Annotated in this window: 15 protein-coding genes and 1 tRNA gene; 10 read left to right on the forward strand and 6 right to left on the reverse strand. The window is 45.6% G+C overall.

Features of this window, described 5'->3' with window-relative positions:
- The 5 genes from IT291_05265 to IT291_05285 all read left to right on the forward strand — a co-directional run.
- A partial coding sequence (locus IT291_05265; protein ID MCC6220637.1) for a hypothetical protein occupies nucleotides 1-531 on the forward strand: 531 nt, incomplete at its 5' end.
- Nucleotides 532-2,811 carry a conjugal transfer protein TraG N-terminal domain-containing protein gene (locus IT291_05270; protein MCC6220638.1) on the forward strand — a complete coding sequence of 760 codons (2,280 nt, stop codon included), beginning with the start codon at nucleotides 532-534 and terminating at the stop codon, nucleotides 2,809-2,811.
- A gap of 27 nt (nucleotides 2,812-2,838) precedes the next feature.
- Entirely contained in the window at nucleotides 2,839-4,902 is a 2,064-nt protein-coding gene (locus IT291_05275) for a hypothetical protein (protein ID MCC6220639.1), read from the forward strand.
- 45 nt (nucleotides 4,903-4,947) lie between these two features.
- Nucleotides 4,948-7,218: a hypothetical protein gene (locus IT291_05280; protein MCC6220640.1), complete on the forward strand. Its 2,271-nt coding sequence runs from the start codon at nucleotides 4,948-4,950 to the stop codon at nucleotides 7,216-7,218.
- Between the two features lie 7 nt (nucleotides 7,219-7,225).
- Nucleotides 7,226-10,051: a hypothetical protein gene (locus tag IT291_05285; GenBank protein MCC6220641.1), complete on the forward strand. Its 2,826-nt coding sequence runs from the start codon at nucleotides 7,226-7,228 to the stop codon at nucleotides 10,049-10,051.
- Between the two features lie 17 nt (nucleotides 10,052-10,068).
- Here IT291_05285 and IT291_05290 read toward each other — a convergent pair whose 3' ends face one another.
- The 6 genes from IT291_05290 to lpdA all read right to left on the reverse strand — a co-directional run bounded on the left by IT291_05290 (nucleotide 10,069) and on the right by lpdA (nucleotide 18,784).
- Nucleotides 10,069-11,676, reverse strand: coding sequence for a hypothetical protein (locus tag IT291_05290; GenBank protein ID MCC6220642.1), 1,608 nt, complete (start codon nucleotides 11,674-11,676; stop codon nucleotides 10,069-10,071).
- A 40-nt stretch (nucleotides 11,677-11,716) separates the two neighbouring features.
- A complete protein-coding gene (locus IT291_05295; GenBank protein MCC6220643.1) occupies nucleotides 11,717-12,829 on the reverse strand; it encodes a polysaccharide deacetylase family protein in 1,113 nt (370 codons plus the stop codon).
- The gene (locus IT291_05300) at nucleotides 12,826-13,893 is read right to left on the reverse strand and encodes a polysaccharide deacetylase family protein (GenBank protein MCC6220644.1); all 1,068 of its coding nucleotides are present in this window, start codon (nucleotides 13,891-13,893) and stop codon (nucleotides 12,826-12,828) included. Before IT291_05300 ends, IT291_05295 begins: the two co-directional genes overlap by 4 nt.
- A gap of 17 nt (nucleotides 13,894-13,910) precedes the next feature.
- Nucleotides 13,911-15,230 (reverse strand): 2-oxo acid dehydrogenase subunit E2, encoded by a 1,320-nt coding sequence (locus IT291_05305; GenBank protein ID MCC6220645.1) that lies wholly within the window; start codon nucleotides 15,228-15,230, stop codon nucleotides 13,911-13,913.
- Nucleotides 15,231-15,305: 75 nt separating this feature from the next.
- Nucleotides 15,306-17,363, reverse strand: coding sequence for a dehydrogenase E1 component subunit alpha/beta (locus tag IT291_05310; protein MCC6220646.1), 2,058 nt, complete (start codon nucleotides 17,361-17,363; stop codon nucleotides 15,306-15,308).
- Between the two features lie 23 nt (nucleotides 17,364-17,386).
- Nucleotides 17,387-18,784 carry a dihydrolipoyl dehydrogenase gene (gene lpdA / locus IT291_05315; GenBank protein MCC6220647.1) on the reverse strand — a complete coding sequence of 466 codons (1,398 nt, stop codon included), beginning with the start codon at nucleotides 18,782-18,784 and terminating at the stop codon, nucleotides 17,387-17,389.
- A 125-nt stretch (nucleotides 18,785-18,909) separates the two neighbouring features.
- Here lpdA and IT291_05320 point away from each other — a divergent pair, with 125 nt between their 5' ends.
- The 5 genes from IT291_05320 to IT291_05340 all read left to right on the forward strand — a co-directional run.
- Nucleotides 18,910-19,881, forward strand: a complete 972-nt coding sequence (locus IT291_05320) for a S49 family peptidase (GenBank protein ID MCC6220648.1) — start codon at nucleotides 18,910-18,912, stop codon at nucleotides 19,879-19,881.
- 18 nt (nucleotides 19,882-19,899) lie between these two features.
- Nucleotides 19,900-19,973 (forward strand) — tRNA-Arg (locus IT291_05325).
- Between the two features lie 67 nt (nucleotides 19,974-20,040).
- A complete protein-coding gene (locus IT291_05330) occupies nucleotides 20,041-20,631 on the forward strand; it encodes a hypothetical protein (protein MCC6220649.1) in 591 nt (196 codons plus the stop codon).
- Between the two features lie 106 nt (nucleotides 20,632-20,737).
- Entirely contained in the window at nucleotides 20,738-21,493 is a 756-nt protein-coding gene (gene ric / locus IT291_05335; GenBank protein MCC6220650.1) for an iron-sulfur cluster repair di-iron protein, read from the forward strand.
- Between the two features lie 13 nt (nucleotides 21,494-21,506).
- On the forward strand, nucleotides 21,507-21,811 hold a 305-nt coding region (locus IT291_05340), incomplete at its 3' end, for a ribose-5-phosphate isomerase A (protein ID MCC6220651.1).

A 21,811-nucleotide genomic window follows, 5' to 3' on the forward strand; every position in this document is an offset into this window, starting at 1 on the left:
ATGTTGAGCAGTGGAATTACGGGAATCGAAAAGGGTTCGAAGTACGGTATCGAAATGCTAAGTAAGGAAGCTTCGTATGCGGCCTATTATGCAAGTGCCTACGATGGTTTGTTTGGCCGCTTTGGAAAATACCAAATCATGCACGAGGCAGCGGGCGCTGCCGTAGACGGCTCTGGCTCATTTGAGATGAATGCCTTTAAGAAGGCAAGGGATGTCGTCAAGAAAGACGTAGACCGTTTAAAGACAGCCGTAGAGTTTGGAACTGACATAATAGGGTTCCTGTTAAATAATTTAAATAGTTTATCCGGTCAATCAATGCGCGGGCTAGCGGCGCTTGGAGGTATTGGGCTTGCTCATCTAGATACATCAAAATTAGCAGACAAATTACCCAATTTTAAGGACGATAGTAGCATACCTGAAGACAATTTTATCGATCGATATAGAAAGTTCGATCCGCTAAATAGTCTCTTTGACCCTACTAAGGATTGGCCGTGGAGGCGAGATGTAGACCAAAAGGGGGCGAAGGAGTAAATGGCCGCGGCAACGGGAACATTGATGGCGGCAGCACTTGAGACGTCAGGCTATAAGGGCTTATCCATAGTTCTTGCTGAGCTAGGTGTGATGATTGGCGAAATGGGTGCGCTCATATACATGACGTGCGCGATAAGTGCCATCATTAGTGTTTCATTGATGGGAAATTATAGGGCAGCGGTATGGTTTCTAGTTGGGCCTGGGCTTTTTTGGTGGCTTATAGATCCGCAAGTAAATTCAAGCGGAGCTGAGTGGCAATACGGAAAAACTAAGAGTCAAAAAGAGGTGCTGGACGTCCTTGGTGCTAAGGACAGCGTTAATGCTAAAGTTCCTTGGCTGTTTGATGCCTACAATCAACTCATCTCAGATTTAATCCAGTCGTTTATCGGAGTAGTTACAAACGGCGATTTAGCCAAGCAGATAAAGTTCATGAGTAGGCAACGCATCATGGACAGGCTATTTCGGGCAGAGCTCGATAACCCTGGGCTATTAGCGCTAATACATCGAGGCATTAAGGGCGCTTGTGCCAAGGAGATGAACAATGCACGCATGATTGCCTTGGGAAATAGGGAGTCAGAGTGGTTTACTGATATGAACAACGGTTCCCCAGAATATCGTGCCGCTATAGGGGAGTATGTAAGCGATATTAAGCGCTACGACATTACTTTAGATGCCAATACGCCGGAGTACAATTACCTTTATGACTTGTTTAACGCAGTTAGAATAGAACAGAGTAAGAATAATTTCGATCTAAACTGCAATAGCGACCGGACAGATAGCAATCTCGATATCGATTTTACCAAGGATGGGTTTACACCTGAGGAAGTACTGCATCGGCCAGTGAGTTGCAGGCAATTATGGTGCTGGACTGGCATAGGTTTGGCTAAGGAAGCTGGACAGTTACAGAAAGATGCTGAGAAAAAATACATTGCGAAGTACGCCGATGGAAAGGAGGAGTATAAAAATATTTACGAGGAGATCTGGAATGAAATAGCCGTAAAACTCTTGCCCACTACAGTAGATACGTCTCATGGGACGGATGTATCGGTTATCCCTATTGTCGTAGGGGGGATATTGCTACGAAAAACTCTGTTAAGCGATACGCGCTCTGGCACGTATCAGGAGTTAGCAAATCATTCGGGCGTATACACTAGGCCATACAACTTTAGCGTTAAAATGACTAAAGACCAGGTAAACGATTTTACGCAGCAGAGTCATAAGCATACGATGGCACAATCGCAGAGATACGAGATGTTTATTTTTGCGCAAGTGATACCCTATTTGCAGGGTATATTCCTTTATGCGCTTGCAATCACGTTTCCATTTTTTGCCCTGCTAGTAGTTATCCCTGGGAAGGCGATGTCGTTTTTTAGCTGGTTTGCAATTTGGACTTGGGTAAAGAGCTGGGACTTGGGGTATGCCATAGTATACGTGATAGATGATTTTTGGTGGGACTTGATGCCTCATAGTTCTGTGTACAATCCCGATCAAGATACAAATCATGGGCCCATTAGCATTCTCGAAATGGCTTTTCAGCACGACCCGGCCTACCATTTGTCGCATTATTACATGATTATTGGTGTGCTAATAAGTGCAGTTCCTGTGCTTGCTGCAAAACTAGTTCTTGGCTCTAAACAAGCCATGGCTGGAATGCTCGTAAATGGTTTAAAATCCATGAGTCAAAAACTTTCGGGTTCAGTTGCAAACCGCGTGGCACATGACCAGGTGATGAGGACTGATTACATTCGAGAAAAATTCCTACGAGATTATGTAAACCAGCGCTTGCATCAAGATGCAAACAGCAGTGTGACGCGGGCAAAGGCAGAAGCAGATAAATCGACTGGCTGGGGAAAGGCTTTAAAATGGGCAGGAATCGGTGCGCTTGGGGTCGCCGCGGGGGTTGGCATAGCCGCGCTTACTATAGGAAGTGGTGGGCTGTTGGGGATGGCTGTTGCCGGAGCTGCGGCTGCCTATTATACGCACGGCACTGGAATTAATATGTTAAGAAGTGCAAATAATGCTCGAGCAAAGATTCTTAGCAGCAATGCCGAGTTGCATTACTTCAATGCTACCCAAACGCCAGAATTCTACACTATGAATGCCATTCGTTCTGGCCTTAGCGGCAGAGGTGAGTTTTGGAATCAAACTGATGCGCCGAAAGACGCCGCCGCAGCGCTTAAAGCTACAGAGATGCATCTAAAGCGACAAAGGTGGTCAGAGGCGGCCCGCGCTGCTGCAAACGACGTCGTGGTCGGTGTGAGAAAATTTTTTGGATTTTAGTTTGTTTATGGGGTTTCGAAATAGGCAGTGGAGCAAATACTAGAAACAAGTGATGGTGTAGTTGGAGCAGCTGGGCAGTTTATTGCGGCTGTTATGGAGACAGCTGGCCTATATGCACAGAGCCAGGTGCTAGAGAATTTTTCGCCGTTTTTTCAGTCACTTGGTGCGCTTCTATATATGATGGCGGCTTTGAGTGCTATATTGTCTGTGGCCTTATACGGCAACTATCGCATGGGTGCATATCTGATACTTGCCCCAGCCATATTTTGGTGGATACTTACTGCTACTAATCCTGTTACCTCTACTGCTCACGGTGTGACAAACGATGCTAATTCGCAGGAGCAAATTGGATTCTTGAGTTATGCAGGAGATCCAAAGCGTTATAGAGATGCGAAAGATTTAAATCGCTACAAGCACGCAGAAGTATCAGAATTTTTTATTTACTACGACAATTTAATTTCAAATATTATCCAAACGGTTTCGAGTTTTTTAGTCGACATGCAAAAGCGAGAAGACCTTTTGTTCGTGGCGCGAGAGCGCGTCATGACTCGAGTGCTGCAAAATCGAGTCGAGGACAAAAATTTCTTGCGTCTCTTAAGCCGTGGATTAATGGGAAACTGTGCCAAGGCAATAGCCCTTAAAAAAGACATTTCTTCGCCTCGTCTGCAAAATACTACTCCAGAGGATCCAGAGTACGCCTCTAAAATTAAGGAGAGGGAGGACAAGGAGGCGCGGTATCAAGCTCTTATTAAGGAGCTAGTACCACTAGAAGGGGATTTGCGCGTCTATGTAACTAGCCTGGGGTTTTCACCTGGAGACAACGTGACTTGCAAAGACGTGTGGGATTACACAAAGCAGGCTTGCCTTTTAAAGGCTAAGGAGGATCTAAAACCACAGGAGCGCGAACTAGCCTTAGATGAAGATAAGAACGTAAATTGGGACAATGTGTATGAGGAGGTGAAGAAAAAGCTCGTAGGAAATGACGAAAAGGATTTAACCAAAGCGTTTGAAATCTTAGCAGCGTATTACCTAAAAAACAGCATTGCAAATACCGCCCACGGTGCCATGCTTAACAATTTGTCCAACAAGGAGCCCATGCATGGCCGTATGCAGAGAAATATATTTGGCAATATCGCTGGCCATGAATCGAATGGGGGCAGGATGATAATAACTTATTTTGCTGGCTCAGTTCCATATATTCAAGGAGTCTTGCTGTATATTCTCACGGCGGCATTTCCTTTTTTTAGTTTTTGCTTACTGTTGCCCGGAAGAATTAGCGGATTCTTTGTTTGGATGTCGCTATGGCTGTGGGTAAAGAGCTGGGATGTTGGATTTGCCTTTGTGCACTTTATGCGGGACATATTTTGGGATTCCATGCCGCATGCCGGGGAAGTAAGGACGGATGCAAATTGGGGCACATTTGAGGACTTGGACTGGGCAGATCCTTCTAGTGTATTTAATCTAATTTACTTAAACGATCCAACGTCAAGTTTAAATACTTATTATTCGATTATCGCCTTGCTTACGCTTTCGGTTCCGGCACTAACCGCGCACTTATGCATGGGGGCAACTGACCTATACAATGCGCTAAAGCTTAGCATTAATGGACAGGCCGAGCGCTGGGGCCCAGATGTTGTAAAGGGCCATAGGAGAAATGAAGCTACGATTAAACACGCAGCGCTAGAGTATAACGAAGCAAAGGCGGCTGAGGCGGCAGCGCTAAAGGCTTATCAGAATTTGGGCCAAACATCCGATGGGGTTAGTCGCGCTTCGACTGGTGATGGAGCTCCAGCTCGTTATGCCCGCGGAGAGGCAGATAAGAAGGCGTTTGATTATGGCTTTGGCGCTGAGCAAAGGGAGCTAGCAAACGATCGCGCGGCATTAGAGGGCAGAAGGATGTCCTGGCGCAAGGGGACCTCGCAGCTTGGAATACTTGCTGAGGGGAATAAGGAGAGAGAGCAGTACGAAGCTCGTTCGGCAGTGAGTGGAAGCCATATTCCTGGCATTGCATCGGAAAAGGCCGATAATACAAATACTACTTATCAACATCCTCCTAAAACCAAGCCCTTTACGGGAGGTGAAAGCGATTAGTTTTGCCGAAATCTTATTGCATGGAGGGCATAGGCGAGAGCGTTTATGGGTTATGAGATAGCAGATACCAAAATGATTGGCAGCGTGGGCACGCTGGTTGCTGCTGGTCTGGAAACTGCTGGCCACCATTTGCAGGCTGAATTCCTAAAGATTCTCGATGCGGGTTTGGCCAGTGACTTAGGTGCTCTTCTCTACGTGATTTCCGTCATTTCGGCCTTGGTCTGCATTGCGGTAGGGGGAAGATACAAGTTTGGCGCATGGCTGTTAATTGGCCCAGCGCTGTATTGGTGGGTGATTAGCACGAGAGTTGAAAGTTATGGAGCCAAATGGGTGTTTGGCGATAGGCAGCATAGCACCGAAATGGTTTTTAAGTCGGTTGAAGGGGTTGCTGATGGCAAGTCGCAAATTGCAAACAATTCGTCAAAGGAGAGTGATAAGAATGAACTTAAGCCGGTAAAAGTCGCGCAGGTGTTTGCTATATGGAACAATTTTGTTTCGAGCTTGATGCGCGGCTTAACGTCAGCTCTCTATTTAACGGACGTAAAAAGCGATGTAAGTTTTGTTCAGCGGGCCGAGCGATATGTAAAACTCTTTAACCTAAAAGTCGAGGATCCGGAAGTAGAAAAGTTTTTAAAGCTAATCACCTTAGGTCCTAAATGCGTTGAATACTATGGTTTGCAGCAAGCTCTTTACATTGGGGCAAGAACTGAGCACGAGAATGAGGCAATTAGGGCAAAGTTAAAACAAATCGACTCGCAAGTTACTATAACTAGGCAGGACGAAAATTATCCAATTATTGAAGAGCTGTATAAGGGCAACTATTTTGGAGAAGGCGTCAAAGAATTAAAGGAGGCTTACGTTTGTAGGGATTTGTGGGACTTAGCGATATTGGCGCTAAAAAACGAGGCAAACAAGCTCGTTAGTAGGGTAGCAGATGCAGGGCGAGTTCAGGGTTTGGAGCAGAAGGATGTCTTAAAGGATTTAGGGAAAAAGTTTAATCCAAACGGAGAGCTGTGTAATTACAAGGACGAGATGGGCAATGAGGCTTCGTTGTCGGAACAAGAGTGTAGCGACCAACAAGTTCTCATTATGGTAAACGCCATTGCCGTAAAGCTATTTATGGAGTCCGCAAAGGAAATAAATCCTAGTTTAGCACAGCTTTCACTTAGTAGGCATTTAAGAATCGAATCTGACAAGCATCCCTATAACAAGATGTACCCAAACGATCCAGGTAAAAAGGATCACTTTGATGTATCTCGTGATTTGCGACACTTAGCCCCTGGGTATGAATATGTGGGAAAGGGAGAGTATTTATCAGCGGTTCTCGCCCTTCCGTACCTACAGGGGATAGTGCTTTACTTTCTTTCGCTCTCATTTCCTTTCTTTAGTTTCGCGCTAATTATTCCCGGAAGGCATCGCACATTTTTCACCTGGATGGCGTTATGGTTTTGGGCAAAGAGCTGGGATTTTGGCTATGCGGTTGTGATGATTATAGATGAATTGCTCTATGCCCTACTTCCCCATGGACCACAGTTAGTTGGGGATAAGTTAAGCAATCCAGGTGAGGCGTTTCAGATGGTGTTGGCTGCTGATCCTACTTATTCCGTTCAGATTTACTACAACATAATGGCAACGCTAATCCTCGGCGTGCCGGCACTCACCGGGATGTTTGTAAAAAGAGCAGGGGGTGAAATTTTAGATGCTGTAAATAATGGATTTAGCCAGTTTTCGGGGAATATCGGTTACGCCATGTCTTCGTTCTATCGAAGTGCAAGGGTGCAAGAAATAAGTGCTCAAGCGCAGAAGTCTATAAGTCGGGCAGCACATAATTCCATGGCGTCGGCAATTTTAGATGGCGAAGTTCTTACTTCACTAGGAGTGAGTGCGGCGACTAAGAGTAAGTTGTTCGATGATCTGGCAAAGAGATCAAAAAATCAGGGAGCTACTTTTCAGAGTGCAGTGGCAAGCGCATTTTCTGAGCTTGGAAAAACTGCGAGCGAATATGGCAAGCAAAGAGCTACGGCGAAGATTCAATACAACATGGCGAATTCGGCTTGGGAGGCATCTATGTCGAGAGCCAATATGGAGAGATCTCAACTTGCGGTTATGCTAAAGTATTCCAATCACGATTTTAACGACGATTTTCCTACCGGGGCTTTAATTGACCTGGTTCTTGCGCGCAGGAATTATCAATGGGGTGGCGCCGTTAGGAAGGTAGTCGATAGGCAAATCGATAATCAGTTTGACGGCGGTTTTAAACAGGGATTGGATAATGGTAAAGGTGTGTGGGCCTGGATACTAGATCGTTTTAGATAATAGCAGTATGGCAGATTTTATTGGCTCATCGGGGACACTCATTGGCGCGGCATTAGAGACTGCTGGGTACTATTACCAATCATGGCTAATCGATGCCATGGGGACTCCATTTGCAAGTGCCATGGGTAGCTTGCTCTATATTGTGGCAGTGTTAATTGGCATAATTAGCTACGTCCTAATGGGCGAATATAAGTTTAGCGTCTGGTTATTGCTTGGCCCCGGTCTGTTTTACTTTTGCCTGTTCGATCGTACTGATACTGCTGGTTCGGACTGGCAGTTTGGAGGTGAACCTAGAGATAGGGCGCAACTAGAAGAGCAAGTTATTGAGCAGCTCAAGGGCGTAGATAAACCATATCAGCCGAAGATAAGCCGCGTCTTTGCGTACTTTAATGCACTTGTAAGCACGACAGTTAGCAGTCTTGTAGATTTTCTTAATGCTGATAGAAAGGAGGCTGACAAAAAATTTCTCATACGAGCACAGCTTTATACGAGCATGGCTTCTCCTGTGGTTCAGGAGGCAGGGTTTAGGATGTTGGTGCAGAGAGGATTTTTAGCCGAGTGCAACAAGGTTCTAGAAAAGGCTCAGGAAATGGCCGAGCCTGCTAATCGCGGAGTTATAGTAAAAGATCCTGAGAATGAGGGACAAGATATTGAAAAGCAGGAGCTCCTTGGCAGGGAATATGCGGCTTTGGTCGAACGGCGTCATATTAGATTGAAGAATTTAGAGGCAAAATATCTTGCGTCTCTGAGGACGGATTATGGCGAATTGTTTGACATGGTGGTGGTTAGTTCAATTGATGACGAAATAGCTAACATGCGCTCTCTTTGTTATGAGGCAGGCGCGAAGGCCGAGTGCAAGGCCCCGGCAAATAGCGTTACAGAGGATTATCTGCCGGAGGTAGAGCAGAAGGAGCAGGCAACTAGTGAGATGTTAGCGCCCTATGCAGATAAGTCTGGAGCTATTAATCCGGATACGCCAAAGGGCGAGGAGGTAAAAGGGGCGTTAGAGAAGAAAGCCCAGGAAGATGCCGATTTTTATCGAGCTATTCAGGCGGAAGTGTTTAGTTGTCGCGATATTTGGAATTTCGTTTACGCTGGTCTTCACCGAGAGACGAAGCGAATTGCAGAAAAGAAACAAGCCGAGAGCAAGGCCAAGGGCATCTCGGAAGAAAGTACTCTCGAGGAGTTTAAGAGGTTTACGAATCAGGATAGCCCGCTTGGAATTGCCAGGTTTATTGCTAAACACCTTTTTCGGGCTGAATTTAATAAACGCTCGATTTCTGCGCTGATGGCGCCATACGAACAACATACGGACATGGCTCAACAGTTGGCGCTTCCGCCGGAGAGCAATGCTTCTGCAACCGAAAGGATGCGAGTAAAGAACCGCGAGTACGATTCTCGAATGCGGGCAATGGTCTCCGCGGCAACGCTTCCATATTATCAGGGATTAGGATTATACCTGCTTTCAATTGCCTATCCATTTTTTTGCTTTTTGTTAATTATCCCGGGAAAACACCAGGGTTTTTTCTTGTGGTTTGTACTATGGGCGTGGCTAAAGTGCTGGGATCTAGGTTTTGCGATAGTGATGCTCTTGGATGACATCTTATTTTCGCTCTTTGTTACGAATATGCAGTCGGTTACGACTAGTGAGTCCTTGCAGCTAAGTCCAGATTTGCCAATCGCAATTTGGAGCATGCGGGAGATGGATCCGACTTTTAATCTCGCTACTTATTACAACATCATAGCTGTGGCACTTCACGCGATTCCTACGATATTATCTTACTTAATAATTGGAGGTCTTACTGGAGGTGTAGGTTTAATTGCTGCTGGTGCTAAACAGTATATTGGGCCTTATGTAGGCGCTGAGGGGGCGAGTGGAATAAGTATGCCGGCAATGATGGTCAATTCGCAGATGAATATCGATGCCTTTAGGGGGCTCGCGCTAAGGAACTCCATGAATGATGCCGTGAACAAGATGAATAACGACAGCGGAGGAAGAACAGGGGAGGCTGCTAGTTTAGAAAATTCAAAGGCAGCAGGGCGCAGGTTTGGTTATTTTGACTCTCCTATGAGTGCGGCTGGTTCGGCGACGGATCGAAGTTCTGGATACATGGGAATGGGAGTTGATGAGCTGGCCAAGACCTCGATTGGGTTAAAAGTAGCAGCGGGTGCAGCTCGAGGCGCCATGTCCGGCGCCTCGTCCGGACCTGGGGGCAGATCTGATTCCGTTGCCAAAGGTGCAAAAGGATTTGTAGGGCGTGCGGCCAAGTTTGCCGATGATCATTCCGTAGTGGATAGGCTAGATGCCGCGGCGGACGCCATGGATTCATTCTATATTGATAGGCTTGCGCTTAGATCTAACTGGGGTGAGTACGATTCACTGAATTCAAATTACGCGCAAGCTCTTGCCGGAGCTGCCAGAATTCACGGCATGTTCGAGATGCCGTGGAACACTGGCACAGGTGGATGGGAGCAAGAATGGGATTATGAAATGAATAGGTGGAAAAAGGCAATTGATACCCTCGGAACATCGCTTAAGAGCGAGGCTGTTATGATTCTTGATAACATGCGGCAAGAAGCATCGGGGAAGATTGCCGAACAGGTTGCGCGGGCTAATAGAGCTGAGAGCGGAAGGTCGCTAAGCGAAATGTCGGCAGAGGAGTTAGAGTATTATAAGGCCTTGGGGCTAGATCCGAGTAGGCAATACAGTCGAGGTGAGCTCGATATAGCTTTTATGAACTTTACGTCTGCAAGCGATAGTAGTTCGGCCGAAGGGAATGAACAAGTCGAGAAAATTGCAGCAATTCACAAAAGCGTTTTAGAGTCGTTCTAGTTTCGTTCTACGTGCGACTAAATATTTGCCAGCAAGTAAGAAAACACCGTTCTATGCATTGGCGCAAAACGCTTTAGCTCTGCTAGGTCGATTTGCATGTCGTCTTTTCTTTCTAGCATTTCTAAAACGCGGAGGCGATTTACGCGCGCTAGGATCGAATGTGGATCTTTAGCTATAGCAGAATCTAAAATAGGCAGTGCGTGTTCGGGCCTGAATAACAGCATTAAGCTCCAGGCATAGTCATTCGAAATTGCTACAAATTCGCTTGTGTCGCCACTAATGTCCACTTGCAGTGCCTGCTCAAGTATGCGCGACGCTGCTAAGAAATCATTTTTCAGGAAAGCGCATAGTGCTTGCAGTTTAAGGGCTATGTGCATTTGCGAAAAAGCACCGTCGCTATACGTGCCTATAAATGTAGCTAATAATTCCTCGGTCTTATCTATTTCGTCCCTTATTAGCCTAAAGTAGATTTCCTGTAGCAATAACTCTGGCGAGGAAATATTTTTAGTTTTAAAATAATCGATTGCCTGCATTCCAGCATCTACGTTCGACCAGGCAATTGCATTAAACAAGGGTTTAAGTTCTGCTTGTGAAACCATTTTAGGCGGAAGTATTAAGTGTGGCAAAAGGCCGAAGTATTTTTCAAGCTCGATAAGCTCAATTGCCTTTTCAATCTTGCCTTGCTCTAAGCATATTGCCCAATCATGTGGAATGCCAAGAACTTTTCGCGCCAGCATTACCGCTGGCCTCAAGAGATGCACATAGTTTTTCTTGGCCTCGCAAATGCTCCTAATATATAGCGGTGGCTCAACCTCCCTTTTTTGCAGGGCGATTGCAAGAGCTAGCCCTGCTTGAGAAATGAGTTCATCGGGGCTTCTAGCCAAGTTTACAGCAAGCCTCTCTACGTCCTTGGGCAGGCATTTTTGTTTTACTAAAAAGCTAGTTAAGTTCGCAGTCGCTCGACATGCTACAAAGTCTTCTTTATGTCCAGCAGGGGGAAGTACTAAATTGTTTAAGTAGATCTCGTGATTTTGTCCCAAGAGCTCAAGCGGAAACACTTTGGCGTAGTAAGTGGCGGCGCTCTTTGCAAGCACTTGCTCGAAAATCGAAAGGTGTTCGGCACAATCGGCTATTGATGCAGAATTCCAGGGGCCCTCTGCAAAAAAGGGGCAAAGTCCAGAAAAAAGTCCAGTGGCAAAAAGGCTAAGAATGTTGTGGTCGCTTGGCACTCTGCGCCTAAAATCAGCAAAGACTGGTAACACTTTAGGCGGATTTACCAACAAGTTGTTTAAAATCTGGCTTAAGTAAATTGAAAAGGTTTTGTTTGCTAGAGGGCCACTCGTGAAGCGCGCGGCAATTATTACTTCCTCTTTTACGCTGGGAGAGAGTTTTACATCGATAGCTAGTCGCTCGGGATAGCGAGCCCAGATGTCGTGTGTCATGCCTGCCAAATAGGCTGCTACACAGTTAATTAAGTAGAGGTCGTTTTCTTCTAGAGTGGTTTTCCCCCGAAGGTGATACGTCAGCAGATCAAGTGTGCCAACAGAAGGCCATGTCAGGTTGAGCTCGTATTCGGGCAATGCCTCAGCAAGGCGCTGCATGTGGGCGCAAAGCGTGTTAGCCATATTGTAGACTGCTTCTTCAATCATGTGTTGGGTTAAGACTTCAAAATGGCACACCAAATGCCGAAGCACGCCATATTCTACAAGCAAAGAGGTCGTTAGAGAAGGAGGCTGAATCGAACATTTGCACCCTTCCTAAAACTAGTGTTTTTAAAGCTTTCTCATTTTCGGCCTGAGGCAACGAGAAATCTCCGATGGCTAATACCTTTTCCATGCCCAGTTTGGCAAGGAGCTGGCGGTTATTTTTGCTAAAAAGCCCAGAAGGATAGCAAAAAACCTTAGTTGGCGTTATGTCGTTTGCGCGAAAGTCCAAATACGAATTGCGAATGTCCTCTATGATTTCTTCTGGCGATAACTCATTGTAATTTGCATGAGACGCTCCTTGGGAGCCAAAAATTACTAAGGGGGAGGAGCTCATCTCTCTGACCTCATGCCAGTTAAGAAAATAGCGATCCATGGAGAATCCTCCTACCTCATCGAGAAATACGCCTATGTGAGCCATGATCCTTGCTCGTTCGTTTGGATCGACTTCTTTTAGAAGGTTTATTAGAATACTCGTCTTTGCAATAGTGCTACTAAAATCCTCCTTGGTGCTGCTGAATAGATCCGGGAAATCCTTCTCGATTATGTCAATCTGACTAAAAGTGACGCCATGTGCAAAAAGCGTAAGTATGGCAGCCATAATCTTATCGGGCCAAAACATGTCCATAGAACCAATAAAGCTCGTTGGGATAAAAAATGTTGCGGGTAGGCCGTGTTTTTGCAGCAGTGGGAATGCGTAGACGTAATTGTCTACGTAGCCGTCATCTATGGTAATTACAACGGTATCTTTGGGAATTGCCTTTTGGTTGTCTAGAGATTCGAGCAGGGAATCCAAGGATATTACATTGCACTTCTTTCTCAAAAATCTAAGGTGCATTTCAAAAGTTTTGGGAGTAACGTACTGTCCTACAGAAATCGGATAGGGTTGGCGGCTTGGCTCGATTACTCGTTGATAGCGTAAAATCGTCCACTTTTGAGGGCGATTGTTCTTGTGAGCTTCTAGTTTGCCAGAGTAGTAGAGATAAATAGATAGAAATCTGTGGGCGAAATTTACACTTGCAACTATGGGTGTGCTCCTAGGCGTCTGCACATTGCTGTGCTGCCGCTTGCTCATAATCCCATCCAAATCCTGCAAGCGTATGTCTCACAAGTGTTACTTATGTCCTCGTGAATACTGACGCGTCCCAACATAGTTGGGGTTGTGGGGGCTTTTGGCGTGTACGAGCTAGCGGCTAAGCAATAGCGAAAGCCTAATGTTTGCAAACAGGCTTGAGTTTTTTCATTGAAATAACCGCCTGGATAACAAAATACCGAGGATGGCTTAATATTGTGAGCACTAAATGCCGCCAAGGATGAATTGATATCGGTTCGCAGCTCTCCTTCGCTAAGTTCAGTAAGGTTAGCGTGTGAGTGGGAATGGCAACCAAATGAAATGTTGTGTCGCGACATTTCTTGAATCTCTGCCCAAGATAGAAACGAACGTTTGGCAGCCACGTCCGTATCGACTTCCGCCAATTCGCATAGAGCTTGAAGAACTACGTCTTGCTCCTTAGATGGAAGGTTTTTCATGTGGGTGAGTAGGGAGCTTAGCTTCTCGTTTGCCTGTGCTTTATCTGTGCAAAAAATTATTGCGGATATGAGATCGGCAATTTTCGGACTTACAAAAGACTGCTTTAAAAACCCCTCAATCTTTGCGCGTTTCTGCTGCAAGCGGTGGAGTGCAAGTGCTAGAGAATTAGTCCAAAAAGTTCCATTTGTTCCGACGAAAGAAGTCGCAAGGAAAATCGTAGCGGGAAGCCCATGTTCTTTTAGTGAGGGGAACGCAGTCGAGAAATTATCTACCCATCCATCGTCAAAAGTGATAGCGACTGTCTTTTCTGCAATCTTTTCCTTTGCGTCGATTGCCTTTACCAGTTGTTCAAGGGGGATTACATTGCAATTTGTTGCCAGGTAATCCATGTGGCGAAAGAAGGTTTCAGGCTGCACGTACATCCCCGGCTCGATGGGGCAATCAAGGCCATCGGGGTCGACTACTCTGTGATACATCAAGATTTTCCAGGGCATAGAAATCTTTTTGGCAAAAAGCTCAACTAAACCACAATCGCTAAAAAACTTGCTGAGAACTCTCTTAGCTATGCGCTTGAATTTTCTTCGCGGCAAGTCGTCAGTGGATTGCATAATATCCGCGTTATTTTTTACAGCTTGCGGTCGTCGCTCCAGGATTCGAGGTATTTTGTAATAAACTGCAAAAATTTACCGCCCAAAGCTCCGTCGATTAGTCGATGGTCATATCCAAGTGTGATATAGACGATGTCGCGAATTGCAATCATGTCATTAATGACAACGGGCCGCTTCTTAATGGCACCAATGCTTAAAATTGCTAACTGTGGTTGGTTAATGATGGGAGCCCCGAGGATACTACCGTAAACACCAGCGTTAGTAACGGTAAATGTTCCGCCTTGAACGTCTTCTGGTTTTAATTGTTTATTGCGAGCCCTAGTTGTTAAATCATTAAGAGCCTTGGCGATGCCAACTAGGTTGAGCTCTGCCGCGTTGTGGATAACTGGCACGATTAAACCAGTTTCGCCAAGTGCTACCGCACAACCAAGGTTAATATTCTTTTTAAGAATGATATTGTCTTGCTCAATAGACGCGTTTACGTACGGATACTCAATTAAGGCTTTTACCGCAGCTTCAAGGAAAAAAGGCGTAAAACTCAGCTTAAAACCTTCTCTAGCGACCATTTGCGATTGATTTGCATTTCGCCAGCGAGCGATATTAGTTACGTCCACTTCGGCTGTCGAATACACATGAGGACTCGTAGCATTAGATCGAACCATGTGCTCGGCAATCTTTTGTCGCATGTTTGACATTTTTTCCACGAACAAGCCGTCTGGCCCATAGGAGGGACGTGCAGTAGGACTCGCTGTGGCTACTGCTGCCCCTGCTGAGGGAGTCTTATGTGCAGCTTGAGGCTTTGATGAAGCGACTGAATCGCGATTTTTTAAATATTCCATTAAATCGCCTTTAGTAACTCGACCTCCTGCTCCGCTTCCGTGAATTGTATCTAACTCACCCAAAGTTACATTGTGTTGTTCGCTTAAACTTTTTACTAGCGGCGAATAAAATCTTCCCGTGTCTTCATGCTCCTCCATGGCGACAGGGGTAGCCGCAATCGATTTTGTCTCAACGCTAGCTTTAGCTGCTAACGGCGTAGCTTGAGCTGGCTGGGGTTTAGCCGCAGGCTTTGGAGCAGTTACCGCAGCGGCGCCAGAAGCTTCAGTGTCGATTACTGCTATAATAGATCTAACCGGGACAACCTCTCCTTCAGTGGCCTTCAGTTCCACAAGTGTGCCAGTTTCTGGTGCTGGAATTTCTGAGTCAACTTTGTCGGTGGAAATTTCTAAAATAGTTTCGTCTTTAGTAACCTTATCTCCTACTGACTTTAGCCACTTAAGAATTGTAGCTTCAGCTATGGATTCACCCATTTGTGGCATTATCATTTCAACTTTCATTTTATTACTCCTAACTCAAGCAAGCACCTAAGAATTAACGATGGTTAATTCTGTTTGCAAATTACACTGTCTTAACTAATATTTCAAAATTTCTCTCATCGCCTGTATGCAATCTTCTGTTTGCGGAAGAACCTCAGACTCGAGGACTGGAGAATGCGGAATGGGCGTATTTTCGCCTCCTAGCCGTCGTATCGGGGCATCGAGATATTTAAAAGCTTTATCGGCGAGGAGAGCCGCAATTTCAGCCCCAAAACCCATAAATAACGAGTCTTCGTGAGCCACTAAAACCCTGCCTGTCTTTTTTACGCTCGTCAATATCGTCTCGGTATCTAAGGGTAGTATGCTTCGAATATCGATTACTTCTATGTTGAGACCCTCCTTAGAGAGTTTCTCAGCGGCAATTAGCGACTTCTGAACGAGTGCGCCCCAGGTTACGACGCTTAAGTCACTTCCTTGGCGTAATATTTTGGCGCGACCTAAAGGTATGCAGTCGTTTATTCCTCCTTCTCTGCCCTTAGCATACACCTGGCGATACAAACCTTTGTGTTCCAAGAATAAAACAGGGTTTTTGGAGCGCATGCAGGTTTTTAAAAGGCCCTTGGCGTCTGTAGCGTTAGAGGGATAAACGACATAAAGTCCCGGATAGTGGCTAAATGTCGCTTCTATGTTTTGCGAATGGTATATCCCGCCGTGAATGTATCCGCCTACTGGAATGCGAATTACTAGCGGACAGGAAAATGCACCGTTAGAGCGATAATGGATGAGCGCAATTTCATTGCGAATCTGCATCATTGCCGCCCAAGCAAAGTCGGCAAATTGAATCTCTATTACTGGTCTAAGCCCGCTAACTGCCATGCCAAGAGCAGTTCCCGCTATTAGCGATTCGGCTAGTGGTGCGTTAAATACGCGTTTTTTCCCATATTTAGTTGATAGTCCAGCAGTTACGCCAAATACGCCGCCTTTCGGGTCTGCAATGTCCTGCCCAAACATAAGCATGTTAGGGTTTAAACTAAGTTCTTCGTCTAGTGCATGATTAAGGGCATCCACGATGAAGCTTTCCGGGCCACTTGCTTGTTGTTCGTCGCTGCCTAATTGGCAAATCGTCGTGTCGTCTATGGCGTATACATGCTCGGTGCAGGAGGCGGGCAATGGTTCTGCTTGCTGCTCGGCCCATTTAGCGGCCTCGTCGACTTTGCTTTGAATTTCTTGCTGAATCTTGTCCAAATCTTTTGTCGATGCAACGATTTTTTGGGCAACTAATAGTTCGCCCAGAAGTTTAACTGGGTCTCTTTTCTTGTCCTCCTCAAGCGATTCGATGCTTCGATATTTAAGTTGATTGTCCGAAATAGAATGACTTTGGAGACGAACTACGTCTGCCACTATGACTGTGGGTCCGCCACCACTTCTTGCCCGTGCGACGGCATTTTTGCAGGCCAGAAGGGATTCCAAGTAGTCAACGCCATCTACTTCCACAACATCTAAGCCTTCAAAGCCGGATGAAATTTTTGCTATGCTGCAACCGGCCGTTTGTTCAGAAATCGGAACCGATATGGCGAATTTGTTGTTTTGAATGCAAAAAATAACTGGAAGTTTATTGCGAGCTGCGAAATTTAAAGCCTCGTGATAAGCCCCTTCGGAAGTTGTGCCTTCGCCAGATGAGACATAGACTACAGCGTCAGAACCGACATATTTTATGGCCATGGCGCTTCCAATGGCGTGCAAGTATTGCGTTCCCGTAGGTGAGCTTTGACTTACGATGTTTAGCTTTGCGTGTCCAAAGTGCATCGGCATTTGTCGACCACCTGAATTGGGGTCGGCTGCTTTGTTCATGGCATTAAGCATAAACTCTTTATCGGTCATGCCTATACTCAAGCAAAATGCCAAGTCGCGGTAGTAGGGATGAAACCAGTCATATCCACTGCGGAGCGAATGGGCCGCTGCGAGTTGGATGGCTTCGTGGCCGGCACAGCCTATTTGAAAAAAACACTTGTTTTGCTTGTAGAGCAGAATGGCCTTTTCGTCGAGTTTACGAGCGCAAACCATTTCCTTGTATGCTTCGATGAGATGGTTTGCGTCGTGGCGATCGATGTTCGCTGCCTTTTTGTTCTTGCTGTTTGTCTTTGCGCTTGGCATTGGCAAGTGTGGTAAATAGTTAGTTAAACGTGGACAGCTCTACCTAGAGCATCGGCCATGGCTTCCATAATGGCTTCTGATAACGTCGGATGGGCATGAACTGTATTTGCCACACTCGACGCGATGCCCTCATGAGAGAGGATTATTGATGCCTCGCCGATTAGTTCGGTAGCTTCGCTGTGAATTATGTGAATGCCAAGAACTTCTTCCGAGGTTGAGTCGATTACTACTTTTACAAAACCTTCTGCCTGGTTAGCCGCTACCGCCTTGCCGCTTGCCATAAAGGGGAACTTCCCAACTTTAATATTATAACCGGCTTCCTTAGCTTTTTTCTCGCTAATGCCAATCGAGCCAACTTGTGGTTGGCAGTAAGTGCAGCCGGGCACGAAATTGTAGTTAAGTTGGTGAGGCGACAAGCCCGCAATGTGTTCGGCAGCGATAATGCCCTCGTGACTAGCAACGTGTGCGAGTTGAGGGGGGCCAATTACGTCGCCAATAGCATAAATGCCATCTACGCCTGTTCGATAATAATGGTCTACCTCGATAAAAGTTCGTTCTGGGGTTATCCCAACTCTTTCTAAGCCGATATTTTCGACGTTACCCACTATGCCGACGGCTACTAGGCAGTAATCTCCATCCCACTGTTCGACCTTGTCTTGTGTCTTTAGTAATGCACTTACTGTATTGCCGTGGCGCTTTAAACTTTCAACCGCAGTGCCAGTTTTAATTGTCATCTTGTTCTTTGCAAGATTCTTGGCAAGTGTCTGGGATATTTCTTCGTCCTCTATGGGCAAGATGTTTTCCATGATTTCTACAACGGTAACATCCGCACCGAGCTCTTTAAAGAAATAGGCAAATTCAATTCCTATAGCTCCGGCGCCCACGATCAATATTTTTTGTGGGAGCTCCTTTAGCGCCAGAGCTTGTCGATAGGTTATGATGCGTTCTTCGTCGACGGGAAGCGATTTTAGTGTCCGAGCCCGTCCGCCGGTAGCAATAATTGCGTTTTTATATTCTATGGGTAATTTGTTGCCATTTTCTTCCGACACGATTATGCGCCCTGGTGAATCGAATTGCGCAGTTCCCATTATAAGGGTGACTTTGTTCTTTTTTAGCAAAAATCTCACACCTTTTGTCATTTTATCTACTACTTCGCGAGATCGCTTCATTATTTGAGAAAAGTCAAAGGCTATTTCCTTTGCTTCGAGGCCATATTCATTGGCATGGCGGAGTGTGTGGAAGGCTTCTGCGCTCTTTAATAGGGCTTTAGTTGGTATGCACCCCCAGTTAAGGCAAATTCCTCCCGGGGATTCCTTTTCTATAACCGCGGTTTTTAAACCTAGTTGTGCGGCCCTAATTGCAGCTACGTAACCGCCAGGTCCCGCACCAATAACGACGCAGTCAAAAACTGATTCAGCCATCTTGCACTCCTTTCATTTTCATTAAACTTATGGCAAACCAATACGGTTCCACATGGGCACGACCCACAAGCATCATTCAATAGGACAATTTCGTTACAGTCACAAGTACAGAGCAATAGGTATCTTTGGATTTTACTTACACAACCAAGCTAAGTCTCATAGGCATTGTCGGCGTTATTATTAGCATAATAGTGTTTTGCATTTGGCGAAAAAATCGCGGCAAATGCAAACTCGAACGCGACGCTTGTGGACTTTGGCGATACCACAAGGACAGTCAATTCACAAGAAAAGTCGCCTACAAGTGTCTTCTCGAGCAAGCTGGTGCTAAGGCCGAAAAACTTAAGCCTCTAGCAGTGTTAACCTTTGTCGGCGACATTGGTGCCAAGCAATATAAGTCGTTTGGGCAATTAATTGATGAAGTAATCATAAATAAATCTGAAATTGATGAGGTCGTTGTCGTGGTGAATTCTCCCGGTGGTGCCGTGTCGCCTTATGGCAATGTTTATTCTCAAATGGAGCGGGTGCGCGATGCGGGCTTAAAGCTTACAGTTTGCATAGATGTAGTAGCCGCGTCTGGAGGCTATTTGATGAGTCTGCCAGCACATAAAATAATAGCGGCGCCATTTTCCATGGTAGGCTCAGTAGGAGTGATGGCTTTTGTTCCCAATTTGAGGGGTCTATTGGAAGATTATAATATAAACCCACGCACATTTACTGCTGGAAAATATAAGAGGACCGTTAGTTTGACAGATGAGGCAACTGAGGAGGAGGTCGAAAAATTTAAGCAACAATTAAATGCGATTCATCGGCTCTTTTTGGAGGCTGTAAAAAAATATCGCAAAGATGTAAAAATGGAAGTTGTTGAAACTGGCGAACATTGGACGGCACGGGAAAGCGTTGAATTGGGCTTGGGGTTGGTAGATGATATTGCTACTTCTCAACAATATCTGTTAGAAGCAAACCGAGACAGGGATTTGATTATTCTTAGTCAAAAGCGCGGTTTTTGGGAGGGCGGTTTGTTAAGTCGCTTTGTTCAGGGAGTTATAGAAAAAATTGAACTGCGTTTGTTTGGACAAAGTTTTAACGGGATTTGTTAAATTAGCAATTTGTTTTGTGCGCTCTTAGCTCAGCTGGATAGAGCAACTGGCTTCGAACCAGTAGGTCGGGAGTTCGAATCTCTCAGGGCGCATTTTTTTATCTCCATTTCTGCCGCGACGGTGCAGCAAAAAACAACGAGGATGCTTAGAGCGATGAGTATGGGTGGCTATAGAAAAATATTATTCTTGACCTCTCTATTATTATTGTCGTCTGTTGCCTGTTCGAGAGGAGTAAGAGTCGAGCTTGGCGACATAGATTTCTCGAGTTTGGGCGGAGATAGCGACGTTCGCGCCGAGTTTTATCTAAATACGCCTAAGTCTTGGGTTGTAGATTATGAAATGGCGAGAGAGCTTGGATTGCCGCTTGTGTTTCACCCAAAGGGAGAAACTTTTAAGTACGCCGAGGCGGTTATGTATGCAGGCGCGCTAAGCAAAATTAGAAACGGCGTGCGATCGTTTGAGCAAGTGATGGAGGACGATATTCAGGAGTTTCGCAAGGGCAAGCCGAAAGTCGAAGTGAAACGCGTTCCTGATATTCGCACCAAGCGCGACAATAAATCAGCTATAGTGAAGTCTTTTACCGGGGGAAAAGAGGGCCTGCAAAGCCATGAGGCAGTAGCCTACATAAATGAGCCCAACATAGTTGTTATGATTGCCATAAGTGCTCGTTCCGAGGATGCTTTTAATGAAGCATATCCAGCGTTCAAGGCTCTGGTTGAATCGTATTCATTTTCTGCGAGAAATTTATAGGGAAGCCTTGCCAAACAGGTTTTGCTGGTTATTATTATACTAAAAATAATTTATTTTGTGCCGTTTGCATAAGGTGTTTTTGTAGGCGGTTAGTAATGAGGTTAATATGGAAAATCTGGAATCAAAGACAGTAGGTGAAGTTGTTTCTCAAAATTTTAGAGCTGCAGATATCTTTAAGAGATATGGAATAGATTTTTGTTGTGGAGGAAAACGTTCGGTTAAGGATGCTTGTGCAAGTAAGGGGGTTAATTTAGACGATTTGATGGGTGATTTGTCGCGCCTTGAGCAGAATGTCGAGAAGGCTAGCGATTTTGACGCGTGGAGTTTGGATGTTTTAATCGACTATATACTCGACACCCATCACAGTTACGTGGCGGAAAATATTCCCTTAATAATTCAGTACTCTGACAAGGTTGCCGTAGTGCATGGCAGCAACAAGCCGGAATTTGTTAAGATTAACGAGCTTTTTCACGAAGTTGCTCAAGAACTACAGATGCACATGCGCAAGGAAGAGCACATATTGTTTCCGTTTATCAAACAAATGGCAGAGAGCAAAGCAAAGAATTTGCGAGCGCCGATGCCTCCTTTTGGCACTGTGGCAAATCCAATTAGCATGATGGAGCATGAGCACGATGTCGCTGGGGATATTTTGAAGCAAATTGCTAAGTTGACAAACGGCTATGTAGTTCCGCAGGATGCTTGCAACACGGTTAGTGTTTTGATTCAGAAATTGGAGGAGTTTGAAACCGATTTGCACAAGCACGTTCATCTCGAGAACAACATTCTCTTTCCAAAGGCAATTGAGCTAGAAAGTGAATTGTCGACTTCGGGAAAAAGCGAGAAGTCGCAGTGTTGTTGCTAAGCTCATCCCGTCGATGAAGGCTGCCGTTGCTGAAATCTTAGCGAAGCGAGTTAAAGACCGGGAGACTATTGGCCTAGGGTCGGGAACGACTGCGGAACTGGCGGTTGAGCTAATTGGCAAACGCATTAGAGCGGAAGGACTTCAGATTAGCGGCGTTCCAACCTCCCACGGCATAAGTTTAAAAGCTGCCAAGGCGGGAATTGCCGTGCTTTCCCCCCTGGGGGATTACTCGCTGGACTGGTCTTTTGACGGTGCGGACGAGGTTGATGGTGACCTCAATATGATTAAAGGCCAAGGCGGTGCAATGCTTTTAGAAAA

It is taken from the genome of Deltaproteobacteria bacterium, from assembly GCA_020845775.1.
Lineage (GTDB): Bacteria > Bdellovibrionota_C > UBA2361 > SZUA-149 > JADLFC01 > JADLFC01.